13 protein-coding genes and 1 pseudogene are annotated in these 23,637 nt (G+C 73.7%); 10 read left to right on the top strand and 4 right to left on the bottom strand.

What is annotated here, in order from left to right:
- Positions 1–2 precede the first annotated feature (2 nt).
- Positions 3–6,818 carry an amino acid adenylation domain-containing protein gene (locus tag ACFY0P_RS38325; protein WP_388924202.1) on the top strand — a complete coding sequence of 2,272 codons (6,816 nt, stop codon included), beginning with the start codon at positions 3–5 and terminating at the stop codon, positions 6,816–6,818.
- A complete protein-coding gene (locus tag ACFY0P_RS38320; protein ID WP_388924199.1) occupies positions 6,815–8,110 on the top strand; it encodes an MFS transporter in 1,296 nt (431 codons plus the stop codon). The genes ACFY0P_RS38325 and ACFY0P_RS38320 overlap by 4 nt, the downstream gene beginning before the upstream one ends.
- 94 nt (positions 8,111–8,204) lie before the next feature.
- On the opposite strand, the gene ACFY0P_RS38315 is transcribed toward ACFY0P_RS38320, so the two are convergent.
- A complete protein-coding gene (locus tag ACFY0P_RS38315; protein WP_388924197.1) occupies positions 8,205–10,331 on the bottom strand; it encodes a BTAD domain-containing putative transcriptional regulator in 2,127 nt (708 codons plus the stop codon).
- A gap of 515 nt (positions 10,332–10,846) precedes the next feature.
- Here ACFY0P_RS38315 and ACFY0P_RS38310 point away from each other — a divergent pair.
- The 4 genes from ACFY0P_RS38310 to ACFY0P_RS38295 all read left to right on the top strand — a co-directional run bounded on the left by ACFY0P_RS38310 (position 10,847) and on the right by ACFY0P_RS38295 (position 14,186).
- Positions 10,847–12,340, top strand: coding sequence for an amino acid adenylation domain-containing protein (locus tag ACFY0P_RS38310; protein WP_388924195.1), 1,494 nt, complete (start codon positions 10,847–10,849; stop codon positions 12,338–12,340).
- 372 nt (positions 12,341–12,712) lie between these two features.
- Positions 12,713–12,916 carry a hypothetical protein gene (locus tag ACFY0P_RS38305; RefSeq protein WP_388924192.1) on the top strand — a complete coding sequence of 68 codons (204 nt, stop codon included), beginning with the start codon at positions 12,713–12,715 and terminating at the stop codon, positions 12,914–12,916.
- Between the two features lie 142 nt (positions 12,917–13,058).
- Complete coding sequence (locus ACFY0P_RS38300; RefSeq protein ID WP_388924189.1) at positions 13,059–13,325, top strand: response regulator transcription factor; 267 nt, start codon at positions 13,059–13,061, stop codon at positions 13,323–13,325.
- Positions 13,326–13,631: 306 nt separating this feature from the next.
- Entirely contained in the window at positions 13,632–14,186 is a 555-nt protein-coding gene (locus ACFY0P_RS38295) for a hypothetical protein (RefSeq protein ID WP_388924186.1), read from the top strand.
- Between the two features lie 54 nt (positions 14,187–14,240).
- Here the strand turns inward: ACFY0P_RS38295 and ACFY0P_RS38290 are convergent, their stop codons facing one another.
- Positions 14,241–15,293, bottom strand: coding sequence for a LuxR C-terminal-related transcriptional regulator (locus ACFY0P_RS38290; RefSeq protein WP_388924184.1), 1,053 nt, complete (start codon positions 15,291–15,293; stop codon positions 14,241–14,243).
- An 878-nt stretch (positions 15,294–16,171) separates the two neighbouring features.
- Here ACFY0P_RS38290 and ACFY0P_RS38285 point away from each other — a divergent pair.
- The gene (locus tag ACFY0P_RS38285) at positions 16,172–17,329 is read left to right on the top strand and encodes an ROK family transcriptional regulator (RefSeq protein WP_388924181.1); all 1,158 of its coding nucleotides are present in this window, start codon (positions 16,172–16,174) and stop codon (positions 17,327–17,329) included.
- Between the two features lie 70 nt (positions 17,330–17,399).
- Here ACFY0P_RS38285 and ACFY0P_RS38280 read toward each other — a convergent pair whose 3' ends face one another.
- Positions 17,400–18,161: a GntR family transcriptional regulator gene (locus tag ACFY0P_RS38280; protein WP_388924179.1), complete on the bottom strand. Its 762-nt coding sequence runs from the start codon at positions 18,159–18,161 to the stop codon at positions 17,400–17,402.
- A 351-nt stretch (positions 18,162–18,512) separates the two neighbouring features.
- Between ACFY0P_RS38280 and ACFY0P_RS38275 the strand changes: the two genes are divergently transcribed.
- On the top strand, positions 18,513–19,343 hold the full coding sequence (locus ACFY0P_RS38275; RefSeq protein WP_388924176.1) for an alpha/beta fold hydrolase: 831 nt from the start codon (positions 18,513–18,515) through the stop codon (positions 19,341–19,343).
- 219 nt (positions 19,344–19,562) lie between these two features.
- Here ACFY0P_RS38275 and ACFY0P_RS38270 read toward each other — a convergent pair.
- Positions 19,563–20,399 (bottom strand): annotated as a pseudogene (locus tag ACFY0P_RS38270) (EamA family transporter); the annotation flags it as partial.
- Positions 20,400–20,446: 47 nt separating this feature from the next.
- Between ACFY0P_RS38270 and ACFY0P_RS38265 the strand changes: the two are divergent.
- Positions 20,447–21,877: a PLP-dependent aminotransferase family protein gene (locus ACFY0P_RS38265; RefSeq protein ID WP_388924173.1), complete on the top strand. Its 1,431-nt coding sequence runs from the start codon at positions 20,447–20,449 to the stop codon at positions 21,875–21,877.
- Positions 21,878–22,003: 126 nt separating this feature from the next.
- Positions 22,004–23,584, top strand: a complete 1,581-nt coding sequence (locus ACFY0P_RS38260) for an alkaline phosphatase D family protein (RefSeq protein WP_388924170.1) — start codon at positions 22,004–22,006, stop codon at positions 23,582–23,584.
- Positions 23,585–23,637 lie beyond the last annotated feature (53 nt).

Here is a 23,637-nt window from a genome sequence, read left to right as displayed (position 1 = left end):
CCATGGAACTTCCGGCGTCCAGCGCCCAGCAACGGATGTACTACCTGGAGGCCGCGGCCGGTCCCTCGGCCGTCCACCACCTGCCGGTGGCCCGCCTGATCAGCGGTGACCTGCGGCCGGACGAACTGGCCGCCGCCGCACAGCGCCTGGTGGACCGTCACGAGGCGCTGCGGACCCGGTTCGCCCTCCGGGACGGACGGCTCACCCAGGTCGTGGACGAGGGCGCGGCCGTCGACTGGCGGTACGACGAACCGCCGGGAACCGCGCGGGAGTCCCTCCCGGACGACGCGGTGCGCCGGTGGACGGAGACCGAGCGCGACCGCCCCTTCGACCTGGCGGCCGGTCCCCTGTTCCGGGTCCGGCTGCTGCGCACGGGCCCCCGGCGGTGGCGGCTCCTGCTGTGCATGCACCACATCATCAGCGACGGCTGGTCGGTGGGTCTGCTGCTGGAGGAACTGTTCGCCGCACAGGCGCCGCCCGCGGTGCCGTACCGCGTGTTCACCGCCGACCAGGACATGTTCCTGACGGGAGCGGAGGCCGATCGGGAACGGTCGTACTGGCGGGACAGGCTGGGCGACGGGCCGCCGCCGCTCGCCTTTCCGCCGCCCCTGACGCGGGGCGCGCCGAGCGGCAGCCACGTGTTCGCTCCGCCCGCCGAGGTGATCGAGCGGCTGCGCGTGCTCGCCGCCGCGTCGGACACCACCCTGTTCGGGGTGCTGCTGACCGCCTACGCGATCCTGCTCGGCCGGTACACCGGGGTCGACGACGTGGTGATCGGCACGGTCGTGGCCGGACGGACCGACGCGCGCTTCGACCGGACGGTGGGGCTGCTGGCCAACACCGTCGCCCTGCGGGCCGACGTCGGCACGGACCGCGATTTCCGCGCCTTGAGCGTCGCGGTGCGCGACGACCTGTTCGCCGCGCTGGAGCACCAGCGGCTGCCGTTCGACGAGGTCGTGGCGGCCGTCCGCCCGGAGCGGGGCGTGGACGGTTCCCCGCTGGTGCGGGCCGCGTTCACCCTGCGCTACCACGAGCCGCCCCGGACCCCGCGGCCCGGACTGCGCGTCGAGGAGGTCGACGTACCCGTCACGGAGGCCAAGTTCCCGCTGCTCCTGGACGTCCTGGACGAGGGACGAGGGGTGCGCTGCACCCTGGAGTACCGGGGCGACACCCTGGACGAGGCGACGGCACGGCAGTTCGCCGAGCACTACGGGCACGTGCTGCGGGAGGTCGCGCAGCACCCCGACGTCCCCCTGTCCCGGGTGGAGGTCGTCCCGGCGCCCGCCGCGGCCGCCCGGGACGAGCCCGTGGTGACGCGGTGCGCCCACGAGGTGTTCGCCGAGCAGGCCGCCCGGCGTCCGGAGGCGGTCGCCGTCGTCGCGGGCGACCGCGCGCTGACGTACGGCGAGTTGGAGAGGCGGGCGAACCGGCTGGCGCATCGGCTGCGCGCGCACGGGGTGGGTCCGGGAACGCCGGTGGGTCTGCACGTGTCGCGGTCCGTCGAACTGGTCGTGGGACTGCTGGGGGTGCTCAAGGCGGGCGGTGCGTACCTGCCGCTGGACCCGGCCCACCCGCCGGCCCGCCTGCGGCACCTGGCGGCCGACGCGGGCCTCCGCGTCCTCGTCGCCGACAGCGCTCTGCCCGGATTCGCCGGACAGAGCGTCGACGTGACCGACCCCTCGCTCGCCCGGCACCCGGACACCGCGCCGGACACCGGGGTGACCCCGGACGATCTCGCCTACGTCATCCACACGTCCGGGTCGACGGGCACCCCCAAGGGCACCCTGGTGCCGCACCGCAACATCGTGCGGCTCTTCTCCGCGACCGACCGGTGGTTCGGATTCGGCGAGGACGACGTGTGGTCGCTGTTCCACAGCCACGCCTTCGACTACTCGGTGTGGGAGCTGTGGGGTGCGCTGCTGCACGGCGGGCGGCTGGTCGTCGTGGACCCGGACACCACCCGGTCGCCCGAACGCCTCCACGCGCTGCTCCGCCGCGAGCGGGTCACCGTGTTCAGCCAGACGCCGTCCGCGTTCGCGCAGTTCATCCGGTACGACGCGGACGCGCCGCACGGACTGGCGCTGCGCCGGGTGGTCCTGGGCGGGGAGGCGCTCGACCCGGCCGTGCTGCGCGGCTGGTTCGCCCGGCACGGCGACGACAGCCCCCAGGTGCTGAACATGTACGGCATCACGGAGACCACCGTGCACGCCACGTGCCGCCGGATGACCGCAGCCGACCTGACCCGTCCCGGCAGCCCCATCGGGGTCACCCTGCCGGACCTGCGCGCCCATGTCCTGGACCACCGCGGCCGACCGGTGCCGCGCGGCGTCGTGGGCGAACTGTGGCTGGAGGGCGCCGGACTGGCCGACGGCTACCTCGGTCTGCCGGGGCCGACCGCGGAGCGTTTCGTGGAGGGGCCGGGGGGCCGCAGGTACCGCACCGGCGACCTGGTGCGGTCGCTGCCCGACGGGGAGCTGGAGTACCACGGACGGATCGACGACCAGGTCAAGATCCGCGGGTTCCGGGTCGAACCGGGCGAGGTGCGGGCGGCGCTCGCGGCACTGGACGGGGTACGGGAGGCGTATGTCGCGTACCGCGACGGCCGGCTCGTCGGGTACGTCGTGCCCGGTTCCGCCGCCGACGCCCGCGCCCGGGTCCGCTCCGACGTCCTGCGGCGCCGACTGCGCGAGCGGCTCCCCGACCACCTCGTCCCGGCCCATCTGATGGTGCTCGACCGGTTGCCGCTGAACGCCAACGGGAAGGTCGACCGGTCCGCGCTGCCCAGTCCCGTGGAGCAGGCCGTGGGCCCCCACGTGGAACCCGCGACCGAGGCCGAGGCGACGCTCGCCGCGATCTGGCGCGACGTGCTGGAGCGGCCCGTGGTCGGCGTGGACGACAACTACTTCGCGCTGGGCGGGGATTCCCTGCGCACCGTCCGGATCGTCTCCCGCGCCCGGGACAGGGGGCTGTACGTCGACGTGGCCGACCTGCTGCGGCACCAGACGGTCCGCGAGCTCGCGGCCGTCGCCGTCTGCGCGCCACCGACCGGGCCGGACCCGCACGAGCCGTTCGCCCTGCTCCCCGCCGAGGACCGGGCCCGGATCGGCGCCGGGATCACGGACGCCTACCCGATGACCCGGCTCCAGGCCGGGATGTTCTTCCACAGCGAGCGCTCGGGGCTCTACCACAACGTCAAGGCGTACACCCTGCGCGGCGGGTTCGACGCGGACGCCTGGCGGGAGGCCGTCGCGGGCCTGACGGAGAGCCACGAACTGCTGCGCACCTCGTTCGAGCCGACCGGGTTCACCGAGCCCGTCCAACTCGTCCACGCGCGCGTGCCGGTGCCGTTGACCGTGGAGGACCTGCGCGGCCTGCCCGACCGGCAGGAGCGCTCGGCTACGCGGTTCGAGGCCGAACGCACCACCCCGTTCGGCCCGTCGAGGCCGCCCCTGATCCGCTTCCACCTCCAGCGGCTCACCGACGACCTGACCCGGCTGTTCGTCACCGAGCACCACGCCGTCATGGACGGCTGGAGCGAACGCTCCCTCCTCGTGGAACTCCTCGCCCGGTACGCCCGGACCGGCGTACGCCCGCCGCCCGCCGCCCGGTTCCGCTCCTACGTCGCCCTGGAGCGGGCCGCGCTCGCGGACCCGGCGCCGCGGGACTTCTGGCGCCGGGAGCTGGCGGGCATGACGCTGACGGAGCTGCCCGGCCGGCGTTCCGCCCGCGGCGGGACCACGATGCGCTACCTGGAGCGGCCCGTGACCGCGGACCTCTCCCAGGGGGTCACCCGCCTCGCGCGCGGCCTCGGCGTGCCGGTGCGCACCGTGCTCCTCGCGGCCCATCTGCGGGTCATGGCCCTGCTGTCGGGCACGGACGACGTGGTCAGCGGCACGGTCTGCCCGGGCCGGGTTCCGGAGCCCGACGGCGACCGGGCCATCGGACTGTTCGTCAACACCCTCCCGCTGCGCCTGGCCATGACCGGCGGGAGCTGGGCGGATCTCGTCCGGGCCACCGCCGAGGCCGATCTGCGGATCCAGCGGCACGTCCACTACCCGATGGCGGAGATCATGCGGGTGACCGGACGGCCGGCCCTGTTCACCACGTTCTTCAACTTCACCCACTTCCACGTCGAGCGTGAACTGCCGCCCGGCGCGCCCGAGATCGTGGCGGAGGAGGGGTCCGCCGACGCGGACATACCGTTCGGCGCGGAGTTCTCGCTGGACAGCGCCGACGACGCACTGCGCCTGGGGCTCCGGTGGGACGCGGACCGTTTCACCGAGGACCGGATCGCCCTCGTCCACGGCTACTACACGGCGGCCCTGCGCGCCATGACCGGGCGGCCGGACTCCCCGTACGCCGACGCCGTCCTGCTGTCGCAGCCGGAACGCTCCCCCGGCCGCCGCCAGGACGAGGCGGGCGCACGGCAGGGCGGGCCCGCCCTGCTGCACGCGCTCTTCACGGACCAGGCCCGGCGCACCCCCGACCTGGCCGCGGTGCGGCAGGACGGACACGTCCTGACCTACCGGGAGCTCGCGGCCCGTTCGGACCGGCTGGCCGCCGCGCTGGTGCGCCGGGGCTGTGGTCCGGGGCGGTTCGTGGGGCTGGTGCTCCAGCGGTCCGCACTCCAGGCGGTCGCCTTCCTCGCCGTGCTCAAGGCGGGCGCCGCCCATGTCCCGCTGGATCCGCGCGACCCGCCCCTGCGACGGGCCGCGCTCGCCGAACGGGCGGGTCTGCACCTGACGTTGACGGAGGCGGACGTTCGCGCTCTGGAGGCGGAGGCGGACGTCCGGACCCTGGCGGCGGAGGCCGGGGTGCACGGGGAGGCCGACCCCGGCGGTACCCCGGTGACGCTGCCGGCGATGTCCGCGGACGATCCCGCCTACCTCATCCACACCTCCGGCTCGACCGGCGAGCCCAAGGGGGTCGTCGTGCCCCACCGAGCCGTGTGCAACCTGCTGCTGTGGCTGCGGAAGACCTTCGCGCTGGCGCCCGGGGAACGGGTGCTGCACCAGACGTCGTGCACGTTCGACGTCGCGGTGATGGAGCTGTTCTGGCCGCTGACCTCGGGCGGCACAGTGGTCGTGGCCGGACCGGAGGCGCCCCGCACCCCCGGCGCCCTGTCCCGGCTCGTGCGCGCGGAACGGATCGCCGCCGCGGTCTTCGTGCCGTCCGCGCTCGACGCTTTCCTCGACGACCCCGACGCGGCCGTCGGCACGGGCCTCACCCGCGTGCTGTGCACCGGGGAAGTCCTCCCGCGCCCGCTCCAGGACCGTTTCCTGGCCGCCCTGCCGGACACCGCGCTGTTCAACCTCTACGGTCCGACCGAGGCCGCGGTGGAGGTCACCTGGTGGCGCTGTGTCCCCGGAGGCGGGGACGGCGTGCCCATCGGCCACCCGGTCGACGGCGTCGATCTGCACGTCCTGGACCGGCACGGCCGGGAAGTGCCCTTCGGGGTACCGGGCGAACTCCTCATCGCGGGCCCCCAGCTCGCGCTCGGCTATCACCGCGACGCCGAGGCGACCGCGCGCTCCTTCCCGCGGGTCGTACTGCCCGACGGCACCACGCGCCGGGTCTACCGGACCGGGGACCTGGTACGCCGACTGCCCGGCGGTGAACTGGAGTTCGTGGGCCGCGCCGACCGGCAGGTCAAGATCCGAGGCTTCCGGGTGGAGCCGGGCGAGACGGAGGTGGCCCTGACCCGGCACCCCGCGGTGCGCCACTGCGCGGTCACGGCCGACGGTGACCGCCTGGTCGCGTACGTGACCTGGTCGTCCGGCGACGGGCCACGGCCGGCGGACGCCGTGGCCGAAGGGGCACCCGTGACCGAAGGGGCGCCGGTCGAGCCCGGCGAGCTGATCCGCTTCGCCCGGACGCTGCTGCCCGAGCACCAGGTTCCCTCGGTGGTCGTCCCCCTGGACCGGATGCCCCTGACCCGGCACGGCAAGCTGGACCACGCCGCGCTGCCCCGGCCCGACGCGGACCGCGCCACGTGGACGGCGCCCGGGACTCCCACGGAGGCACGGGTGGCCGCCGTCTGGGAGCGGGCCCTGCGCCGTGGCCCGATCGGGGCGCACGACGACTTCCTCATGGCGGGCGGGCACTCGCTGGCGGCCCTGCGGCTGATCGGCCTGCTCCAGGAGGAGTTCGGTGAGCGCCTGCCGGTCGGCGCGGTCCTGAACCACTCGACCCCGGCTCTCCAGGCCGCGCTGCTGGACGGCCGGACCGGTGAGCGCGATCCCCTGTTCATGGTGCATCCGGTCGGTGGGACCATCCTGTGCTACCGCGAACTGGCCGCCTCGGGAGTCCCGGTCCACGCGCTCGGCATGTCCCGCGCGCTGGGGTCCGTGGAGGAGGTGGCGCAGGTCCACCTGGCGGAGATCCTGAGGGTCCGTCCCAACGGCCCGTACCGGCTGGGCGGCTGGTCCTTCGGGGGTGTGGTCGCCTTCGAACTGGCCGCCCGCCTGCGCGCCAGGGGCGAGAAGGTGTCGCTGCTGGCGGTCCTCGACAGCGCCTACCCGGGCGCGCGCCCGCCCTCGGAGGACGAGCTGCGCGAACGCCATCTGCGCGAGGCGCCCGACGCCGACTTCGCGGTCTTCCGGGCACACCTGCGGGCGCTGAGCCGGTACCGGCCGCCCCGGTACGACGGCGCGCTGCTCTTCCACCGCAGCAGGGACGTCTCCGAGACGGACGTACGGCGCTGGCGGGACCGTGTGGCGGGCGACTTCGACCTGCGGAAGGTCGACACCGACCACCAGGGCCTGGTCCGGCATCCGCGAGTCCTCGCGGACCTGGGTGAGGAGACGAGCCGCTCATGAACCCGCCCCTGCGCCGTTCCACCTTCGGACACCTGTGGGCCGCGCAGACCGCCTCTCAGTTCGGCGCGAACGTCACCGTCGTGGCGCTCCCCCTCGTCGGGGCGGTGACCCTGCGCGCCGACGCGCTGGAGCTGGGGCTGCTGAGCGCGGCCGGGACCCTGCCGCACCTTCTGGTCAGTCCGTTCGCGGGGGTCTGGGTGGACCGCCACTCCCGGCGGCGCCTGCTCATCGGCGCCGATCTCGTCCGTGCCGCGCTGCTGCTCGCGGTGCCCGTCGCGGCGGTGTGCCAGATGCTCTCGCTGCCCCTGCTGGCGGTGCTGGCCCTGCTGATCGGCGCTCAGGGGGCGGTGTCCGACGTCGGGTACAGCGCCTGCCTGCCCACCCTGGTCGCCCCCGAGGACCTGGCCCGCGCCAACGCCCGGTTCGAGCTGACGGCGTCGGGGGCGACCATCGTGGGAAGTTCGGTAGGTGGCGTGGCGGTCCAGATGCTCACCGGCCCGTGGGCGCTGCTGTGCAACGCGGCGGCCTACGTGGTGTCCGCGCTGTTCACCCGCCGACTTCCCGAGACGGAGCGTGCGCGACGGCCGGAGGCGCCACGGCGGGAGAACGGTGCGGCCCGAGAACCGGACGGGGCCCGGACGGCCCTGCGGGAGGAGATGCGGATCGGCGCGGCCTTCGTCCTGCGCAGCCGCCCGCTGCGAGCCGTGACCCTCGCGACCACCGTCTTCAACCTGTTCCTGTTCGTGAGCGAACCGCCGCTGCTCGTGTTCCTCACCCACGACCTGACCCTCCCGGCGTCCTGGATCGGCACGGTGTACGCGGCCTCCGGCGCGGGTGCCTGCGCGGGCGCGCTGGTGGCGGGCGGCGTGGCGCGACGGCTGGGGACGACGAGGACACTGTTCGCGACGCTGGCCCTCGCCGGGGCCGCCGGCCTCGCGGTACCGGCCGCGGTCCTCGCGCCCGCCCCGGCGGTGCCCGCGCTGGTGGCGGGCTCCCACTTCGTGACGAGCGCCCTCGTCATCGTCTTCAACGTCACGCAGCGCACCCTGCGCACCACGTTGACCCCGGAGGAGCTGTACGGCCGGGTCAACGCCTCGATCCGCACGGTCGTCCTGGGCGTGGCACCGCTGGGCGGACTGGCCGGCGGCTGGCTCGGCCACCGCGCCGGGGCCCCGACGGCACTGCTCGTCGGGGCCGTCGGGATGGCGGGGGCCTGTCTCCTTCTGCTGCCGCTGCGCACCGCGCTGCCAAGGCGGACCGCAGTCCAGACGGCCGGGACCGCCAGACCGTGAACCAGGCGTCGCGCCACGGGCCGGGTCCGGCGGAGTCCGCGGCGATCACCTCCGCTCCCCGGGCCGTGGCACGTCCCGCACCCTCACCGAGGGCTCAGGCGGCGGACCGCCGGGCGGCGGTGCCGCGGCGTCGGGCGCCGTCGGGCCTGGGCCGGTTGCCGGGCGGGGTCGCGCGGCCCTCCGTCGGCCGGGGCCCGGTCCGGGGCGGGAGCTGCGTCTGCGCGGGGGCAGGCCCGGGGCGGGGCGTGGCGGACTCCTGGACGGCGAAGCTGCGGACCAGTTCGGGCAGGGCGTAGCCGCCGGGCTCCGGAAGGGACTGCAACAGGCAGGCGTCGACGAGTCCTTCGAGGGCCTCCTCCGCCTCGGCGGCGCTGACGCCCGCCAGCCGGGCGGCGGTCCGTTCGTCGATGCTGCCGGACGGTGCCGCGCGCAGGGCGAGCAGCATGCGTTGCTGGGCGGGGCTCAGTCCGCGGTAGCACTGGCTGATCCCGGTGGCCACACTGCGGTCGGCGAGGGTGAGTTCGCGCAGCCTCAGGTCGTGGCGGCGCAGCCGCCGGACGGCCTGGGCGAGGCTCCAGGCGCTGCGGCTGTTGAGCCGGGCGCCCATGATCCGCAGCGCGAGCGGGAGCCGCCCGCAGACGGCCGCCAGGTCGCGGGCCTCGCCGGCGTCGCCGATCCGGTGCGTACCGATGATGCTGCCGAGGAGGCCGACGGCCTCCTCCTCGGACAGCGGGCCCAGATGGATCGGGACGGCACCGTCGAGATTGCCGATGACGGTGCGGCTGGTCACCACGACGAGACAGCCGCCGGTGCCGGGCAGCAGCGGGCGCACGGTCGCGGTGTCCACCACTCCGTCGAGGATCATCAGCACCCGCCGTCCGGCCACGGCCCGCCGCCAGGCGATCAACCGTCCGTCGAGGTCGTCGGGAACGTCCCCAGCGGGTGTGCCCAGGGTGAGCAGCAGATGCCGCAGTGCCTCCGCCAGGGTCGGGGGGCCGCTGTGCGGGGTGAGGCCCTGGAGGTCCAGGTGGAGCCGTCCGTCGGGAAAGGCGGCGGACAGGCGGTGGGCGGCGTGCACGGCGAGGGCGGTCTTGCCGACACCGGGCATGCCGGTGAGGGTCACGATGGTGGGGGCCCGGTCGGTGACGGCGGCGCCGAGGGCGAGGAGGGCGTCCAGTTCCCGGCGGCGTCCGGTGAAGTCCTTGAGGTCGTAGGGCAGGCTGCCGTGATCCTGTCCCCGGTCGGCGGCCGTCGCCACGGCCACCTCTGCGGCTGGTGAGAGGTTTCCCGTGGTGCCCTCCACGGTCGACGCGGAGGCGGGGACGGGGGCGGGATCGCAGTCGGGCTCGTCCTCGGACTGGGGCGCGGTTCCGGGTACGGGGCCAGGGCCGGCGTCGGGCTCGGGTCCAGCGCCGGCTTCAGGCTCGGGTTCGGGAAGCATGAGGCCCGGATCGTCCCGGAGGATGCGCTCCTGGAGGCGGCTGAGCCCGGTGCCGGGCTCGATGCCCAGCTCCACCAGTTCCGCCCGGCCCTGGGCCATCACCTGCAGGGCATCCGCGCGTCGGCCGATCCGGTAGAGGGCCAGCATGAGCCGCTCCCGCAGCCCCTCGTGCAGAGGATGGGCGTTGACCAGGGAATACAGGTCGGGCACCAGCGCCCGCGCCTCCCCGTTCAGCAGCCGCAGGTCGACCAGCCGCTCGGTGGCGATGAGGCGTCGTTCGTCGAGGTCCCGGCCGCCGGAGCCGACGACGGCGCCGCTCAGCCCGCTCAGCGCACGGCCGCGCCACAGTTTCAGGGCGCGGGAGAGATGCTCGACGGCCTCTTCGGCGCGGCCCTCGGTGACGGCGGTACCGGCGCGGCCCAGCAGGGTCTCGAAGGTACGGGCGTCGAGCTGGCCCTCGCTCAGCACGAGCCGGTAGCCCGGCGCTTCGGTGAGGATGCGCACCGAGTCGGGCAGCCTGCGGCGCAGGTTCCAGATCATCTTGCGCACCTGGTTGCCCGCCGTGTACGGCGCCTCCTCGTCCCAGACCGCGCGGATCAGCCGGTTCACGGGAACGACCCTGTCGGCGTAGATCAGCAGCGTCGCGAGGACGTGACGCTGTCTCACGCCGCCGGGGTTGACCCGTCGCTCCCCGTCCCACACCTCCAAGGGGCCGAGCACCTTGAACACCGGTCCGTGCGCGGCCTCGTGGTCTGGCTTCGGGAGTTCGTGCTGGGGCATGGGCGTCTCCGGCTTCTGGTACGTCCCCGGCGTGCGTTGCCGTGGTGTGTACGGCTGTGCTGGCCCTCCACGATCACCGGGGCGGACGGCGCGGGCCATGCCGCACCCGCCTCACCGACCTGCACGGCAGCAAGGTAACGGGGGTACGAAAAGCCTCGTGTCACCACAACTACCGCTTCGCGGACAGGGGTTCGGCGTACGGAACCCTCCCCTTGCCCCCTCCGTCCGAGGTGCGGTGACAGGGCGTCAGGACGCACCCGAGGTTCTCTTCCGGTTCCGGCGACTCCCCCGCCCCAGGCTGCCCGCGCGGCCCGCCGTCGCCCCCATCACCCCCTTCCCGACCGATCCCCCAGTTCCCGGCGCCGGCACGCCTCCCCCTTGCCACCCGCCCACGCCGGGCACCGATCCGGAACGGTCACGGAACGTGTTGACCTGCATCCGTTCAGTGGCTAGCGTCCCGCCGACGGTGCCTGGCGCACCACGAATGTCACACAGCGGAAGGGTGGTTCGGCGTCATGGGCGACCGGGTCGACGTCTGGGTCGAGAAGAGCATCGCCGACCATCCCGAGAGGATCGCCGTCACCGACTCCTCCCGGGATGTCACGTACGGCGAACTGGGAGCGGCTGCCGAAACGGTACGGCGGATGCTGGTGGACGCGGGCGTGCGGCCCGGCGAGCTCGTGGGGATGCGCATGCCGCGCGGATGGCGGGTCTACGCCGCGGTGCTGGGCATCTGGCGGCACGGCTGCGGCTATGTGCCGGTGGACCCCTCCTATCCGCGACCGCGCCAGGACTTCGTACTCGCCGACGCCGGGGCCCGCACGGTGGTCGAGCCCGGCCCCGGCGAGGGATTCACCTTGAGCACCCCTCCGGCGGCGGACTCGCCGGCATCGCCCGCGCCGGACGGTACCGCCTACGTCATCCACACCTCGGGCTCCACGGGCCGGCCGAAGGGTGTGGTGGTCTCCCACAGGAGTCTGGCGGCCTTCCTCCTCGGCTTCGTGTCGTCCCTCGGTCTCGGCGCCGACGAGGTCTGGGCCCAGTCCACGTCCCCCTGTTTCGACGTGAGTCTGGCCGAGTCATGGGCTCCGCTGGTGACCGGCGCCCGGCTGCTGGCGGTGCCGGAGCAGGCGCTGCGGGACCCACGTCGTCTCGCCTCCCTGCTGACCGAGGCGGGCGCGACGGTCCTGAGCCAGGTGCCGACCGTCTTCCGCTATCTGCTCGACGCCGCCGAGCGGACCGGCGCCTCCTTCCCCGCACTGCGCCGCGTTCTGCTCGCGGGCGAGCCGGTGGAACTGACGGTGGTCTCCCGCTGGGCCGATCTGGGGCTCTCCCCCAGCGCGACCTTCCACAATCTGTACGGCCCGACGGAGGGCACGGTGTACGCGACCTGGCAGGAGCTGACCCCGCGCACGCTGGCCCGGCGGGACGCCCCGGGCACCCCGATCGGCAGCGCCCTCCCGCACGTCGACGTCGAACTGAGGGCCGACGGGCGCCCGGTGGCCGACGGGGAGACCGGGGAGATCCTTCTCGCCGGGGGGATCTCGGACGGCTATCTGGGGCGCCCCGAGCTGACCGAGCGGGTGTTCGTCCGCGATGCCGACGGCCGGACCTGGTACCGGACCGGTGATCTCGCCGTCCGGGACGACGACGGCACCCTGCGCTGCCTCGGCCGGGCCGACGGCCAGGTCAAGGTGCGCGGTATGCGGGTCGAGCTGGGAGAGATCGAGAGCCGTCTCCTCGCATGCCCCGGGGTGGCCTCCGGCGCCGTGGTCGTGGTGCCCAGTCCGCGCGGGGAACCCATGCTGGTCGCGTGCTTCGTCCCCCGCGACGAATCCGACGACACGCTCGCGGAGCGGTTGCCCGCCGAGCTGGCGGCGTTCCTGCCGACCCACATGGTGCCCGCCAGGTTCCTGCCGCTGCCCACGCTGCCTCTCACCCTCAGCGGCAAGCTGGACCGCGGCGAACTGGAGAAGACCGCCGGCGCACGCCGCCCCCGCACCCGGTGACGTCGGGTCCTGACCTGGTCCCGCCCGAGGTCACGCCCGCGAGCAGTGACGCCGCGCGCCGGACGCGCTCGACACCCTCGCCGGTCGCCGATCGCCGGTCGCCGGTCGCCGGTCGCCGGTCGCCGGTCGAGACTGCCGCGACTCTCTGGGTCCACGTCTCCCGGCTCGAATCCTTTCGAACCGCACCTCCCTGCACAGGCTGTTCACACCCGTTTCTTCCACTTCGCTCTTTTCGCTACCCGTTCGTCTTTGCTGCCGGACAGTTTGGTGAGCACCTTCACCCATGGTCAGCGAGTCGCGCACTGGAGAACCTTGAAGCAGCAGGGATCACAACCAGAAAAATCCGCACTTACCGCTAAAACAGGAGCAACTGTGAAAGTCAGCCGTCCCGTCACCACAGTGATCGCAGTCGCGCTGCTCGCCCTCGGCGCCATATCCGGCGCGCAGAGCTCAGCCCTTCAGTCCGTGGTCGCCGTAGTAGTCGCCGGCGACAGCGGCTGGGGCAGCGTGAAACCCCCTGTCGCGCTGGACCAGCTGCCCAAGCCGCACCCGACGGACGACAGCGGCTGGGGCTGAGCCGGGCACGCGGGGCGCTCCACGCGCCTGGCAGGACCTTCCGCGCGGAGGTTCCCCGCACCACCCGAGACGGGACCAGTCCGCCCTTCCGCCGGGGGCGGACCGGCCCACGTCAGGGTTCTCCTGCGACGAGGAAAACGGAATGGACACACGTCGACCGCCAATAGCTGCCGAAGCTCTGGCCTCACTGAGCGTCCGCGAGCGTGAGGTCCTGCGCCATCTCGCCGACGGCCTCACCTACACGTCCATCGCACGCCGAATGGACCTGAGCCCGCATACCGTCGACACCTATCTGCGCAGGATCCGGGACAAGTCGGGGGCCCGGAGCCGGGTCGGTCTGCTGCGTCTCGCCATCGCCGTGGCCGAGGACCAGGAAAGGGTCCGGGGCCAGGACCAGGCCCCGGACTAGACGACAGCCCCTCAGGCGTGGGGCGCAACCGCCCGGTGGGGCCGACGGTCACGGACAGAAACCGGCCGTCGGCCCCACCGGGCGGTCGTGTGACGCCGCCCCCTTCTCCCGTTCAGCCCCCTGTGTGGCGGGAACACGTGACTACATGTTTCGCGGCACGAACACCACAATGCCTCTCACACCGCCGTCGGACGGCAGCGGGACATCTGGGTCCCGGAGGAAGCGAACGAAGACGAAGCCGACTCGACGGTGCCCACAAGCCCCTTGCCAGGGATCGGGCCGACGCGAGATCGGAGAGTCAGAGCTGTGCCTGAGCCCAGACGGCTGGTGAAGCCGCTCGAGTCCTTTGTCCAGGAGTTGGCGCTGTGCGTCGCGACGAACGGGGACAGGGGACCGGCACTGCTGTGGCCCGAGGACTCCGAGACGTTACCGGAGCTGCTGCGCATCGCGCGCCTCGCCTATCACCAGGAGCGCTGGCCGTACGCCTCCGACGCGGCGCCGCCTCGGACCGACGAGTGTCCGCGGGAGCCCGGGGCCCCGGGAGAGGAGGCGGAGCCGCTGCTGCTGGCCTCGGCGCTCGGCGCGCTGCTGGAGCTGCGGGTCCGCCCGTCCTTCCGGTTCATGCATTCCATGTCGGTCGGCGAACAACAGGCCTCGAGCACGGTCGAGTACATCGTGACCGTGCTCGAAGGCGCGTGCCGGTGCAGGCTCACCCGCACGGACGGCATTCCGGGGAGCACCGTGGATCTGCGCCTTCGCGCGGGCGGGACACTCTTCGTGCCCCGCGACCACGCCTACGCTCTGCTGGACGTCCACACGCCGACGGTCCTGATGGAACTCCTCCTGGGCGAGCCGAACTGACGGGCTGACGGACCATCAAGCAGCCCTTGTCGGCGGACCGTTCGCGGGACCGGACTACTCGTCCTGCGGGTCGGCGCTCTCGTCGTCCGGGTCGTCGCACAGCAGCCCCCTGGTGGCTACCGCGAAACCGGCCTGGAAGCGGCTCTCCGCCCCGAGGGTCTGCATGATGTCCGCGATGTGTTTCCGTGTGGTGCGCAGCGACATGCCGAGGCGCCGGGCGATCGTCTCGTCCTTCCGCCCGGTTGCGAGAAGCCTCAGGATGGTGCGGTCAAGGTCCTTGGCAACGGCTTCCAGTCCATCGGTGGCCGCGTCGGAGAACGGCTGGGCCTCCGTCCACGCGTGTTCGAACAGCTCGCACAGGAAGTGCACGACCGACGGTTCACGGATGACGACCGCGCCCCACGTCCCCTTGTGGTCGGGCAGGAAGGCCAGTTCACGGTCGAACACGATCATCCGGCCGAAGAGCTGATGGGCGGTGCGGTACTCGGCTCCGAGGGCGCTGGCCATGGCGACGTACGCCTGGCTGGGGCTGTTGAACCGCGCGGTGTGGTGGTAGAGGGTCCGGATCCGCACCCCGCGGGCGAGCATCTCGCCATCCCTGGCCAGCGCGTCCTTGAGCACTTCGGGTGCCCGCGTGCCGCCCGGCTGGACGGTGATCATCTCCTCGCGGCACAGCTCGGCCGCCCGGTCCAGGGCGACCCGTACCTCGGTCAGAGCGGGGATGGTGTCGAGGGGCGCGGGGGTGGCACGCTGCGCCTCCTCGTAGTGCGAGGTGAGCTGGGCGAACTGGTCGCGGAAGGCGCGCAGCGAGATCTGCTGCTCGCGTATGGCCCTCTCCAGCGGGGCGGTGGCCACGGCGGCGGCCAGATGCGGGTCGACCGCCCGCATCACCTGGTCGTCCTCCGCGTGCCGCTGGAGCAGGCCCACTTGGAGGAGAGCGTCGACGGCGCGCGTCACCGTGGCTTCGTCGAGCGCGAGTTCCGCGGCCATCCGGGAGAGGTCGAACTGCCGGCGCAGGGCGAGCCACCGGTAGACGGCCACCTCCTCGGCGCCGAGTCGGTCGCCCACACCGAAAGGCTGGCTCTTGGCCTCCTGCCTCAAAGTCATCCCCTCTCCGTGACAAGTAACGCGGGAACGCAGAACACGCCGCCGAACGTCCCCCGGGCCGGCACGTGGCGCGGCGATGACGTGGTGAAGGGGAGATGACTCGGGCAGCGCTCGGGGAATCGATTCGCCCGGGCCCGACCGGCGCGTTCCGGTACCGCGTGAACTCCGCGGCCTCCGCGTGAGCAGGAGGCATCTCGCGCCGAGCCGAACCGGCCGGCGACGGTCGTGGGTGGCAAGGCGTCCCCTCCGCCGGGGTCGAGAACGTGTCGTGTGTTCATCGCATCCGTTCCCCAGGTCGGCCCGCGTGCACCAGACGGGCCGATAATCCGATGGGTGTTCACTACGACGTCGGCGAGGACCGTCAGGCCCGGCACCGCACGATACGGCCGGCCACAATGGAGACATATGGGACGCTCCCCCAACGCAACCCGGTCCAGTCTCACAAGTGCCAAACCACCCCCGGTCGACACACCGCCACCGGTCCTCACCGGCGGTCCTCGTGCCGCAACCAGTCCCTCGCTGGGCAGTGACAACCATAGCGTCCGGGTAGGCAATGTGACATGACAATGGGAGCCCCTCGGCGCGTCGCGCACGTACGCGCGCCACCGCGCCCCGCCCTGCCGGGTCGACGTGGCGACCGACCGAGGTCAGCCGATCCGGGCGTGGCGGACGTGGCGCGTCGGGGGATTCCGCGAGCCGTGCGCGGGGTGCCTCCGGAGCTGGGAGGGCCGGTCACGGTCGGTCCGGCCGCGACCGGTCGCGGTCGCGCCCCGCTGATCGCGGATCTCCGGCAGATCGAAGGCATCCGGCACTCGCCTGGGCCGTCGGCGCCGAAGTACGATCCGGCCAACGTGCGGGGCAAGCTGGGAGGACGGACCTTGGCGGGATTGACCGGCGGTGATCCGTCTCTGCTGCGAAGGATCAATTCCGCGGTGGTGCTGCACGCGCTGCGGGCGACCGACTGTGCGACGCTCACCGAGATCACCCGGGTGACCGGGCTGTCCCGGCCGACCGTCGAGGGGGTCGTGGAAGGGCTGATCGAGGCCGGACTGGTCGTCGAGACGGCGGCCGAGGAGGGCGCCGCCCGGCGGCAGGGGCGGCCGGCGCGGCGGTTCCGGTTCCGGGCCGAGGCCGGCCACCTGCTGGGCCTGGAGATCGGCCCGCACCGCGTCGCCGCTCTCCTGGCCGACCTGGACGGCCGGGTCCTGGGGGCCCAGGCCAAGGACGTCGACGAGACCGCCGATGCCGACGAGCGGCTGGAACGGCTGCGCACCGCCGTGGCCGAGCTGCTGCGCCGGGCCGGGGTGGCGCGCAGTTCGCTGCGGGCCGTCGGGGTCGGCACCCCCGGCATAGTCGAGGCGGACGGCCGGGTGCGGCTGGGCACCGCGCTGCCCGAGTGGACGGGGCTGCGGCTCGGCGAGCGGCTGAGCCGGTCCTTCAAGTGCCCGGTCCTGGTGGAGAACGACGCCAACGCGGCGGCCGTGGCCGAGCACTGGAAGGGCGCCGCCACCGAGTCCGACGACGTGGTGATGGTGATGGCCGGGCTGAGCCCGGGCGCCGGATCGCTGATCGGCGGGCGGCTGCACCGGGGGTACGGCGGGGCGGCCGGGGAGATCGGCGCACTGCATCTGCTGGGCCGGGAGGTGACCCCTGAGACGCTGCTGTCCACCACCGACGAGCCGCTGCATCCGCTGGACGAACAGGCGGTCGCCGAGGTGTTCGCGCTGGCCCGCAAGGGGGATGCGCGGGCGCGGGCGGCCGTCGACCGGTTCATACAGCGGCTGGTCCACGACGTGGCCGCGCTGGTGCTGGCACTGGACCCGGAGCTGGTGGTGATCGGCGGCTGGGCGGCCGGCCTGGACGGCGTCCTGGAGCCGCTGCGCCGGGAGCTCGCCCGTTACTGTCTGCGGCCGCCCCGGGTGGCTCTGTCCCTGCTCGGTGAGGCCGCGGTGGCGACGGGCGCGCTGCGGCTCGCCCTCGACCACGTGGAGGAGCAGTTGTTCGCGGTGGACGGGACGGTCACCGCGCGCCGCTGAGCGCGGGTGCCGGGAAACGCGTCGCGCCCCGGCGGAGAACCGGGGCGCGACCTGGTGTCCGGCGCGGTGGCTAGGAGGCCTGCCGCTCGGGGCCGTGGTGGATCTCCACGCCGCCGGTGTCGCCGAAGGTCAGTCGGCAGGTGTCCGCGCGGTAGGTGGCGACGGAGAGCGCGGCGGTGCGGCCGGCGGCGAGGAACCGGGTGGTGACGACCAGCACCGGGGCGCCGGGGAGCCGGTCGAGTTCCTTGGCGTCGTCCGCGCGGGCCGAGCCGAGCTCCACGGCGCGGTCCTGGCCCTCCAGCTCCAGGCGCTGCAGCTCCCGCAGGACCGCACGCGCGCGGGGCGCTCCGGACGGCGCGTCGATCGCCGTCAGCTCCGGGACCGAGGCCGCCGGGATGTAGAGCAGCTCGGCGGCGACGGGCTGGCCGTGCGTGACGCGGGAGCGGCGCACGATGTGCACGGGCTCCTCCGCGCCGGTCTCCAGGGCGGTCGCGACGGCGGCGGGCGGCACCGCGAGGGTGCAGTCGGCGGGCTGCCAGGCGTCCCCGGGGGCGCCCGGCCAGGCCTGCTGGTCGGTGCCGACCGCCACGCCCATGCGCGGGGGCGCGACCGTCGTACCGACGCCGCGGCGGCGCTGCAGGCGGCCTTCCAGTTCGAGCTGTTCGAGGGCCTGACGGAGGGTGGCGCGGGCCACGCCGAAGCGGGCGGCGAGGTCGCGCTCGTTGGGCAGGATCTCGCCGACCGAGAACTCCGAGTCCAGTGCCTCACTGAGCACGGTCTTGAGATGCCAGTACTTCGGCTCCGGCACCGATTCCAGCTGCGTGGTCCCCACCCTGTCCTCCGCAATCGCCGTGGTCCGGCGGCGTTTTAGCGCCCTTGTTTATTAAAGGTTGTTTTACTTATCTGCGACCATAGGACGGCGCAGACCCTTGGTCAAGACCAATCCTCGATCCCTTGACCAACGCATAGAAAGCGGTGCCACAGAGCGTTCACGAGGCGTTCGCGCGAGTGCGTTTTCGTGACATGGCGGCAAAGCTCCCGTCGCGGGACCGCACCCCCGGCCCAGAATGATCCGGAGACCGGCGGCCGGGGTGCGACACGCCCCACCGGGGACTACCCGCGAGTAGCAATTGCTGACAAGCTGTCTACGGCGTCCGCCGGAGTCGCCAGACGAGGAGCCCCCATGTCCGCCACCGTCTCGTTCAAAGCCCCGGCCGCGCACGGCCGGCAGGATGTGACCGTCTCGTACGCGCGCGTGGGCCGCGGCGAACCGCTGGTCCTCATCCACGGCATAGGGCATCACCGGCAGGCCTGGGACCCCGTGGTGGACATCCTCGCGACCGAGCGGGACGTGATCGCCGTGGACCTGCCCGGCTTCGGCGCCTCCCCGGCCCTGCCCGACGGCCTCGCCTACGACCTGCCGACCACCAACGCCCTGCTCGGCGCCCTGTTCGAGGCCCTGGAGCTGGACCGGCCGCACGTGGCGGGCAACTCGCTCGGCGGGCTGCTGGCGCTGGAACTGGGCCGCGAGAAGCTCGTACGGTCCGTCACCGCCCTCTCCCCCGCCGGGTTCTGGTCACAGGCCGAGCGCCGCTACGCCTTCGGTGTGCTCATCGCCATGCGGCGGATCGCGGAGCGGCTGCCGCTCCCGCTGGTCGAGCGGCTGTCCAGGTCGGCCGCCGGACGGGCCGCCCTGACGAGCACCATCTACGCCCGCCCGGCGCGCCGTTCACCCGAGGCCGTGGTCGCCGAGACGCTGGCTCTCGCGCAGGCCAGCGGATTCGCCGAGACCCTGCGGGCGGGTTCCACCGTCCAGTTCACCGACGACGTCCCCGGCATCCCGGTCACCGTGGGCTGGGGCACCCGGGACATGCTGCTGGTGCGCCGCCAGGGGGTGCGGGCCAAGCAGATCATCCCGAAGGCCCGGCTGGTCCGGCTGCCCGGCTGCGGACACTGCCCGATGAACGACGACCCGGCGCTGGTCGCCCGCGTCATCCTCGACGGCAGCCGCTGACGGACGGCCGGGCGCCGACGGCACGGTGCGGTGCGGGGCCCGGTCGGCCGGCGTCCGACGGCCGCCGAGGCAGGTCAGAGCCCTGGCCACCGGGGAACGGCGGTCCGGCGCACGGCGGCCCACCGGCCGGAAGCCGGAGGGCCCGCTGCTGGGCTGAGGAGTGGTCGTCGCCGAGCGGTGACCGGGCCGTGGCAGGGCGCCGGAGCCCAGGGCGACCCCCGCACCCACCAGGGCCCCGCCGACGGCCTGGGCGGGGCCGTAGGAGCCCGTTCCGACGAGCGGGGCGGTGCACACGGCGGTCAGCGGGATGAGGCCGGTGAACAACGTCGCGCGCTCCGTGCCGATCCGCTGTACGCCCATGTACCAGCACACGAAACCGATGACCGTGACGACGGCCGCCTGCCACAGCAGCGCGGCCGTCTCCGTGGCGTCGGGCCGCCGCAGCCACGCCCCGCCGTCGAGCACGGCCCCGGTCACCGCCGCCTCGGCCGCGGCGAGGGCGCACACGGCGGCGGTCAGCAGCCGGGGTCCGAGCGCGCCCAGCACCGGTCCCGCGAGCACCGCGAACCCGACCTCACCGGCCAGCGCGCACCCCGAGAAGACGAGACCGCTCGCGTCCGTCCGCCCCCAGCCCTGGACCGCGAAGGCACCGACCGCGACCAGCAACGCGCCGCGGAACACCTGGCGTTGGGGCCGGCGACCGTCCAGGAGCGGGACCAGGACCGCGACCACCACCGGGGCGCAGCCGACGAAGACGCCCGGCACCGCCGGCTCCGCGGTGCGCTCGGCCGCGAGGATCGCGAGGTTGAAGCCGACCATCCCGACGGCGGCGAGCAGGGCCGACCGCAGCCACCCGCGCGCCCCGAGCCCGCGCAGCCGCTCGGCCGCGCCCCGCCCGACGAACGGCGCGAGCAGCAGGCAGGCCAGTCCGTAGCGGAGGAACTGGCCGCCCGCGTAGGGGTAGTGGCCCAGCACGCTGTTGGCCGTGAAAGAGGCCCCGACGAGCACGTAGGCGAGCGCGGTGGGCAGGGAGCCGCGCGTGGTGGTCGCGTCCATGAGGACGACACTAGGAACCGGGGCGGTCCGGATTAAGGTCCACTTCCATGACGTCATCGGGGACCAATCCGGGCGGCCTGCCGGGCTCCGCCGCGTGGGAGCTGTTGCTGCCGACCGCATCGGCACCGGCACGCGCGCGCGGGCGTTTCCTCCAGGCCGCGCTGCGGGAGGCGATCCGCGCGGGACGGCTCGCGCCCGGCACCCGGCTGCCGTCCAGCCGGGAGCTGGCCACGGACCTCGGGGTGTCGCGGGGGCTGGTCACGGAGGCGTACGAGCAGCTGGCGGCGGAGGGCTATCTGCGCAGTGGCCGGGGTGCGGGGACCTGGGTGAGCGGTGCCGTGCGGGCGGCGGCGCCACGCGCGCGTGACCTCGCGCCGCGCCCGCACGGCGTACGGGTGGACTTCGTGCCGGGGTCGCCGGACCTGTCGCTGTTCCCGCGGGCCGCCTGGGCCGCCGCCCAGCGGGAGGTGCTGGCGGAGCTGCCGCACCACGACCTCGGCTATCCGGACCCGCGCGGACTGCCCCGGCTGCGCTCGGCCCTCGCCGAACTCCTGGGCCGGCGCCGGGGCGTGGTCGCCGGCCCCGAGCGGATCGTGGTCGTCTCCGGAGTGGCGCAGGCGGCGGCGCTGCTCGGTTCCGTGCTGCACGCGCGCGGGGTGCGCGAGATCGGCGTGGAGGACCCCGGCAGCCCGCAGCACGACGCCCTGTACGCGGCGGCCGGACTGCGCGCCGTACCGCTGCCCCTGGACGACGAGGGCCTGGCGCCGGGCCCGCTGCACGCGGCCGGCGTCCGCGTGGCGGTGACGACGCCCGCCCACCAGTACCCGACCGGGATCGCCTGCTCCCCCGGCCGCCGCACCGAGCTGCTGGACTGGGCCCGCTCGGTGGACGGGCTGCTGCTGGAGGACGACTACGACGGCGACTTCCGCTACGACCGGGCCCCGGTCGGCGCCCTCCAGGGCCTCGACCCGGAACGCGTGGCGTACACGGGGTCGGTCAGCAAGTCCCTCGCCCCCGGGCTGCGGCTGGGCTGGCTGCTGGTGCCGGAGTTCCTGGCGGACGCCGTCGTCGAGCGCAAGCGGACCATGGACCTGGGTCATCCCTCCGTCGACCAGGCGGTGTTCGCCCGGTTCCTGGAGCGCGGCGACTACGACCGGCAGCTGCGCCGCTGCCAGCGCGCCTACCGGGAGCGGCGGGACGTCCTGGTCGCCGCCCTCGCCGAGCACTTCCCGCACGCGCGCGTGTCGGGGATCGCGGCGGGGCTGCACGCCATCGCCGAACTCCCCGAGCGGTACGGGCCGGAGAGCCGCTTCGTGCGGCGGGCGGCGGCGGCCGGGGTGGCGGTGCGACCGCTGAGCGCGTGCGCACACACGCGTGGCGACGAGTCCGCCGTACGGCTGGTGCTGGGGTACGCCCATCTGCCGGCGGCACGGATCCGGGAGGGCGTACGGGTGATGGCGGAGGCACTCGACGGGTGAAGGCGACACGACCGGCCCCGCTTCCTCAGCCCGTCCTTTGTTCACTCGCGGTTTGCGTGTGCGCTGGGGCGCCCCAGTAGTTGTGGCTGTGCACAACTGGCCGGATCCCGTTCTGGAGGCCCTTCCATGTCCCTTTCGCTCCCTGGCCGCCGCAGCGTGCTGCGCGGCTCGCTCGCCGCGTCGGCGGCCCTGACCCTGCCCACGGCGCTCGGTTCCGCGCCGGCGTTCGCGCTGTCCGGACGTCCCCGGGCGGACTGGGGCGTACAGGCGGGCGACGTGACCGCCGACTCCGGCCTGGTGTGGGTCCGTTCGGACCGGCCGGCCCGGATGATCGTGGAGACCTCGGCCACCGAGTCGTTCCGCGACGCCCGCAGCTGGCGCGGCCCGCTGCTCGGCGCGGACAGCGACTTCACCGGCACCACGCGGCTGCACGGGCTGCCGTCCGGTGAGCAGATCCACTACCGGGTGCGGCTCGCCGACCCCGACGACCCGCGCCGCACCGGCGAGCCGGTCACCGGCACCTTCCGCACCGCGTCCGCGCGCCGCCGCCAGGGCGTGAGGTTCGTCTGGTCCGGCGACCTGGCCGGGCAGGGCTGGGGCATCAACGAGTCCATCGGCGGCTACCGCATCTTCGACGCGATGGCGAAGCTAGACCCGGACTTCTTCCTGTGCAGCGGTGACAACATCTACGCCGACGGCGTGATCTCGGCGACCCAGGCGCTGCCCGACGGCAGCCTGTACCGCAACCTCACCTCCGAGGCGAAGTCGCACGTCGCGGTCACGCTGGACGACTTCCGCGGAAACTTCCGCTACAACCTGCTGGACCAGGCGCTGCGCCGGTTCAACGCGCAGGTGCCGAACGTCATCCAGTGGGACGACCACGAGGTCCGCAACAACTGGTACCCGGGCGAGGTCATCGGCACCGGCACCGCCTACCCGGCCGGCACCAGGCTCGACGACATGGCGCTCCGCTCCCGGCAGGCGTTCTCCGAGTACTTCCCGATCTCCACGATCAGCGGCCGCCCGGACGGCCGGATCTACCGGGTCCACCACCACGGCCCGCTCCTCGACGTGTTCGTGCTGGACATGCGGACCTACCGCAACGCGAACTCGCCCGACGCTCAGACGACCGACCCGCAGGGCATCCTCGGCGCCGAACAGCTGGCGTGGCTCAAGCGTGAGCTGTCCCGGTCGCGTGCGGTGTGGAAGGTGATCGCCGCGGACATGCCGCTCGGTCTTGTCGTGCCCGACCCGGTCGAGGGCAAGGCGAACTTCGAGGCCGTCGCCCAGGGCGACCCGGGCGCGCCGCTCGGCCGTGAGCTGCAGATCGCGGAGCTGCTGCGGTACGTCAAGCACCGGAAGATCACCGGCACGGTGTGGCTGACGGCCGACGTCCACCACACCTCGGCCCAGCACTACGACCCGTCGCGGGCCGCGTTCAAGGACTTCGCGCCGTTCTGGGAGTTCGTCTCCGGCCCGCTGAACGCCGGTGCCTTCCCGGCCAACGCGCTGGACGGCACGTTCGGCCCCGACCGGGTGTTCGTCAAGGCGCCGACCGCCTCGAACGTGTCACCCGCCGAGGGCTACCAGTTCTTCGGCGAGGTCGACATCGACGGCGACAGCGGCGAGCTGACGGTGCGCCTGCGCGAGTACGACGGCACCGTGCTGTTCACGCAGACCCTGCAGCCCGGCCGGGTCGGCCAGTAACTCCCGTACGCTTTCCACAGGGCCGCGCACCGGCGTCATCCCCCGGCGTGCGG

The organism is Streptomyces sp. NPDC001714 (assembly GCF_042892755.1).
GTDB lineage: Bacteria > Actinomycetota > Actinomycetes > Streptomycetales > Streptomycetaceae > Streptomyces.
This window is presented reverse-complemented; position numbering and strand designations above follow the sequence as displayed.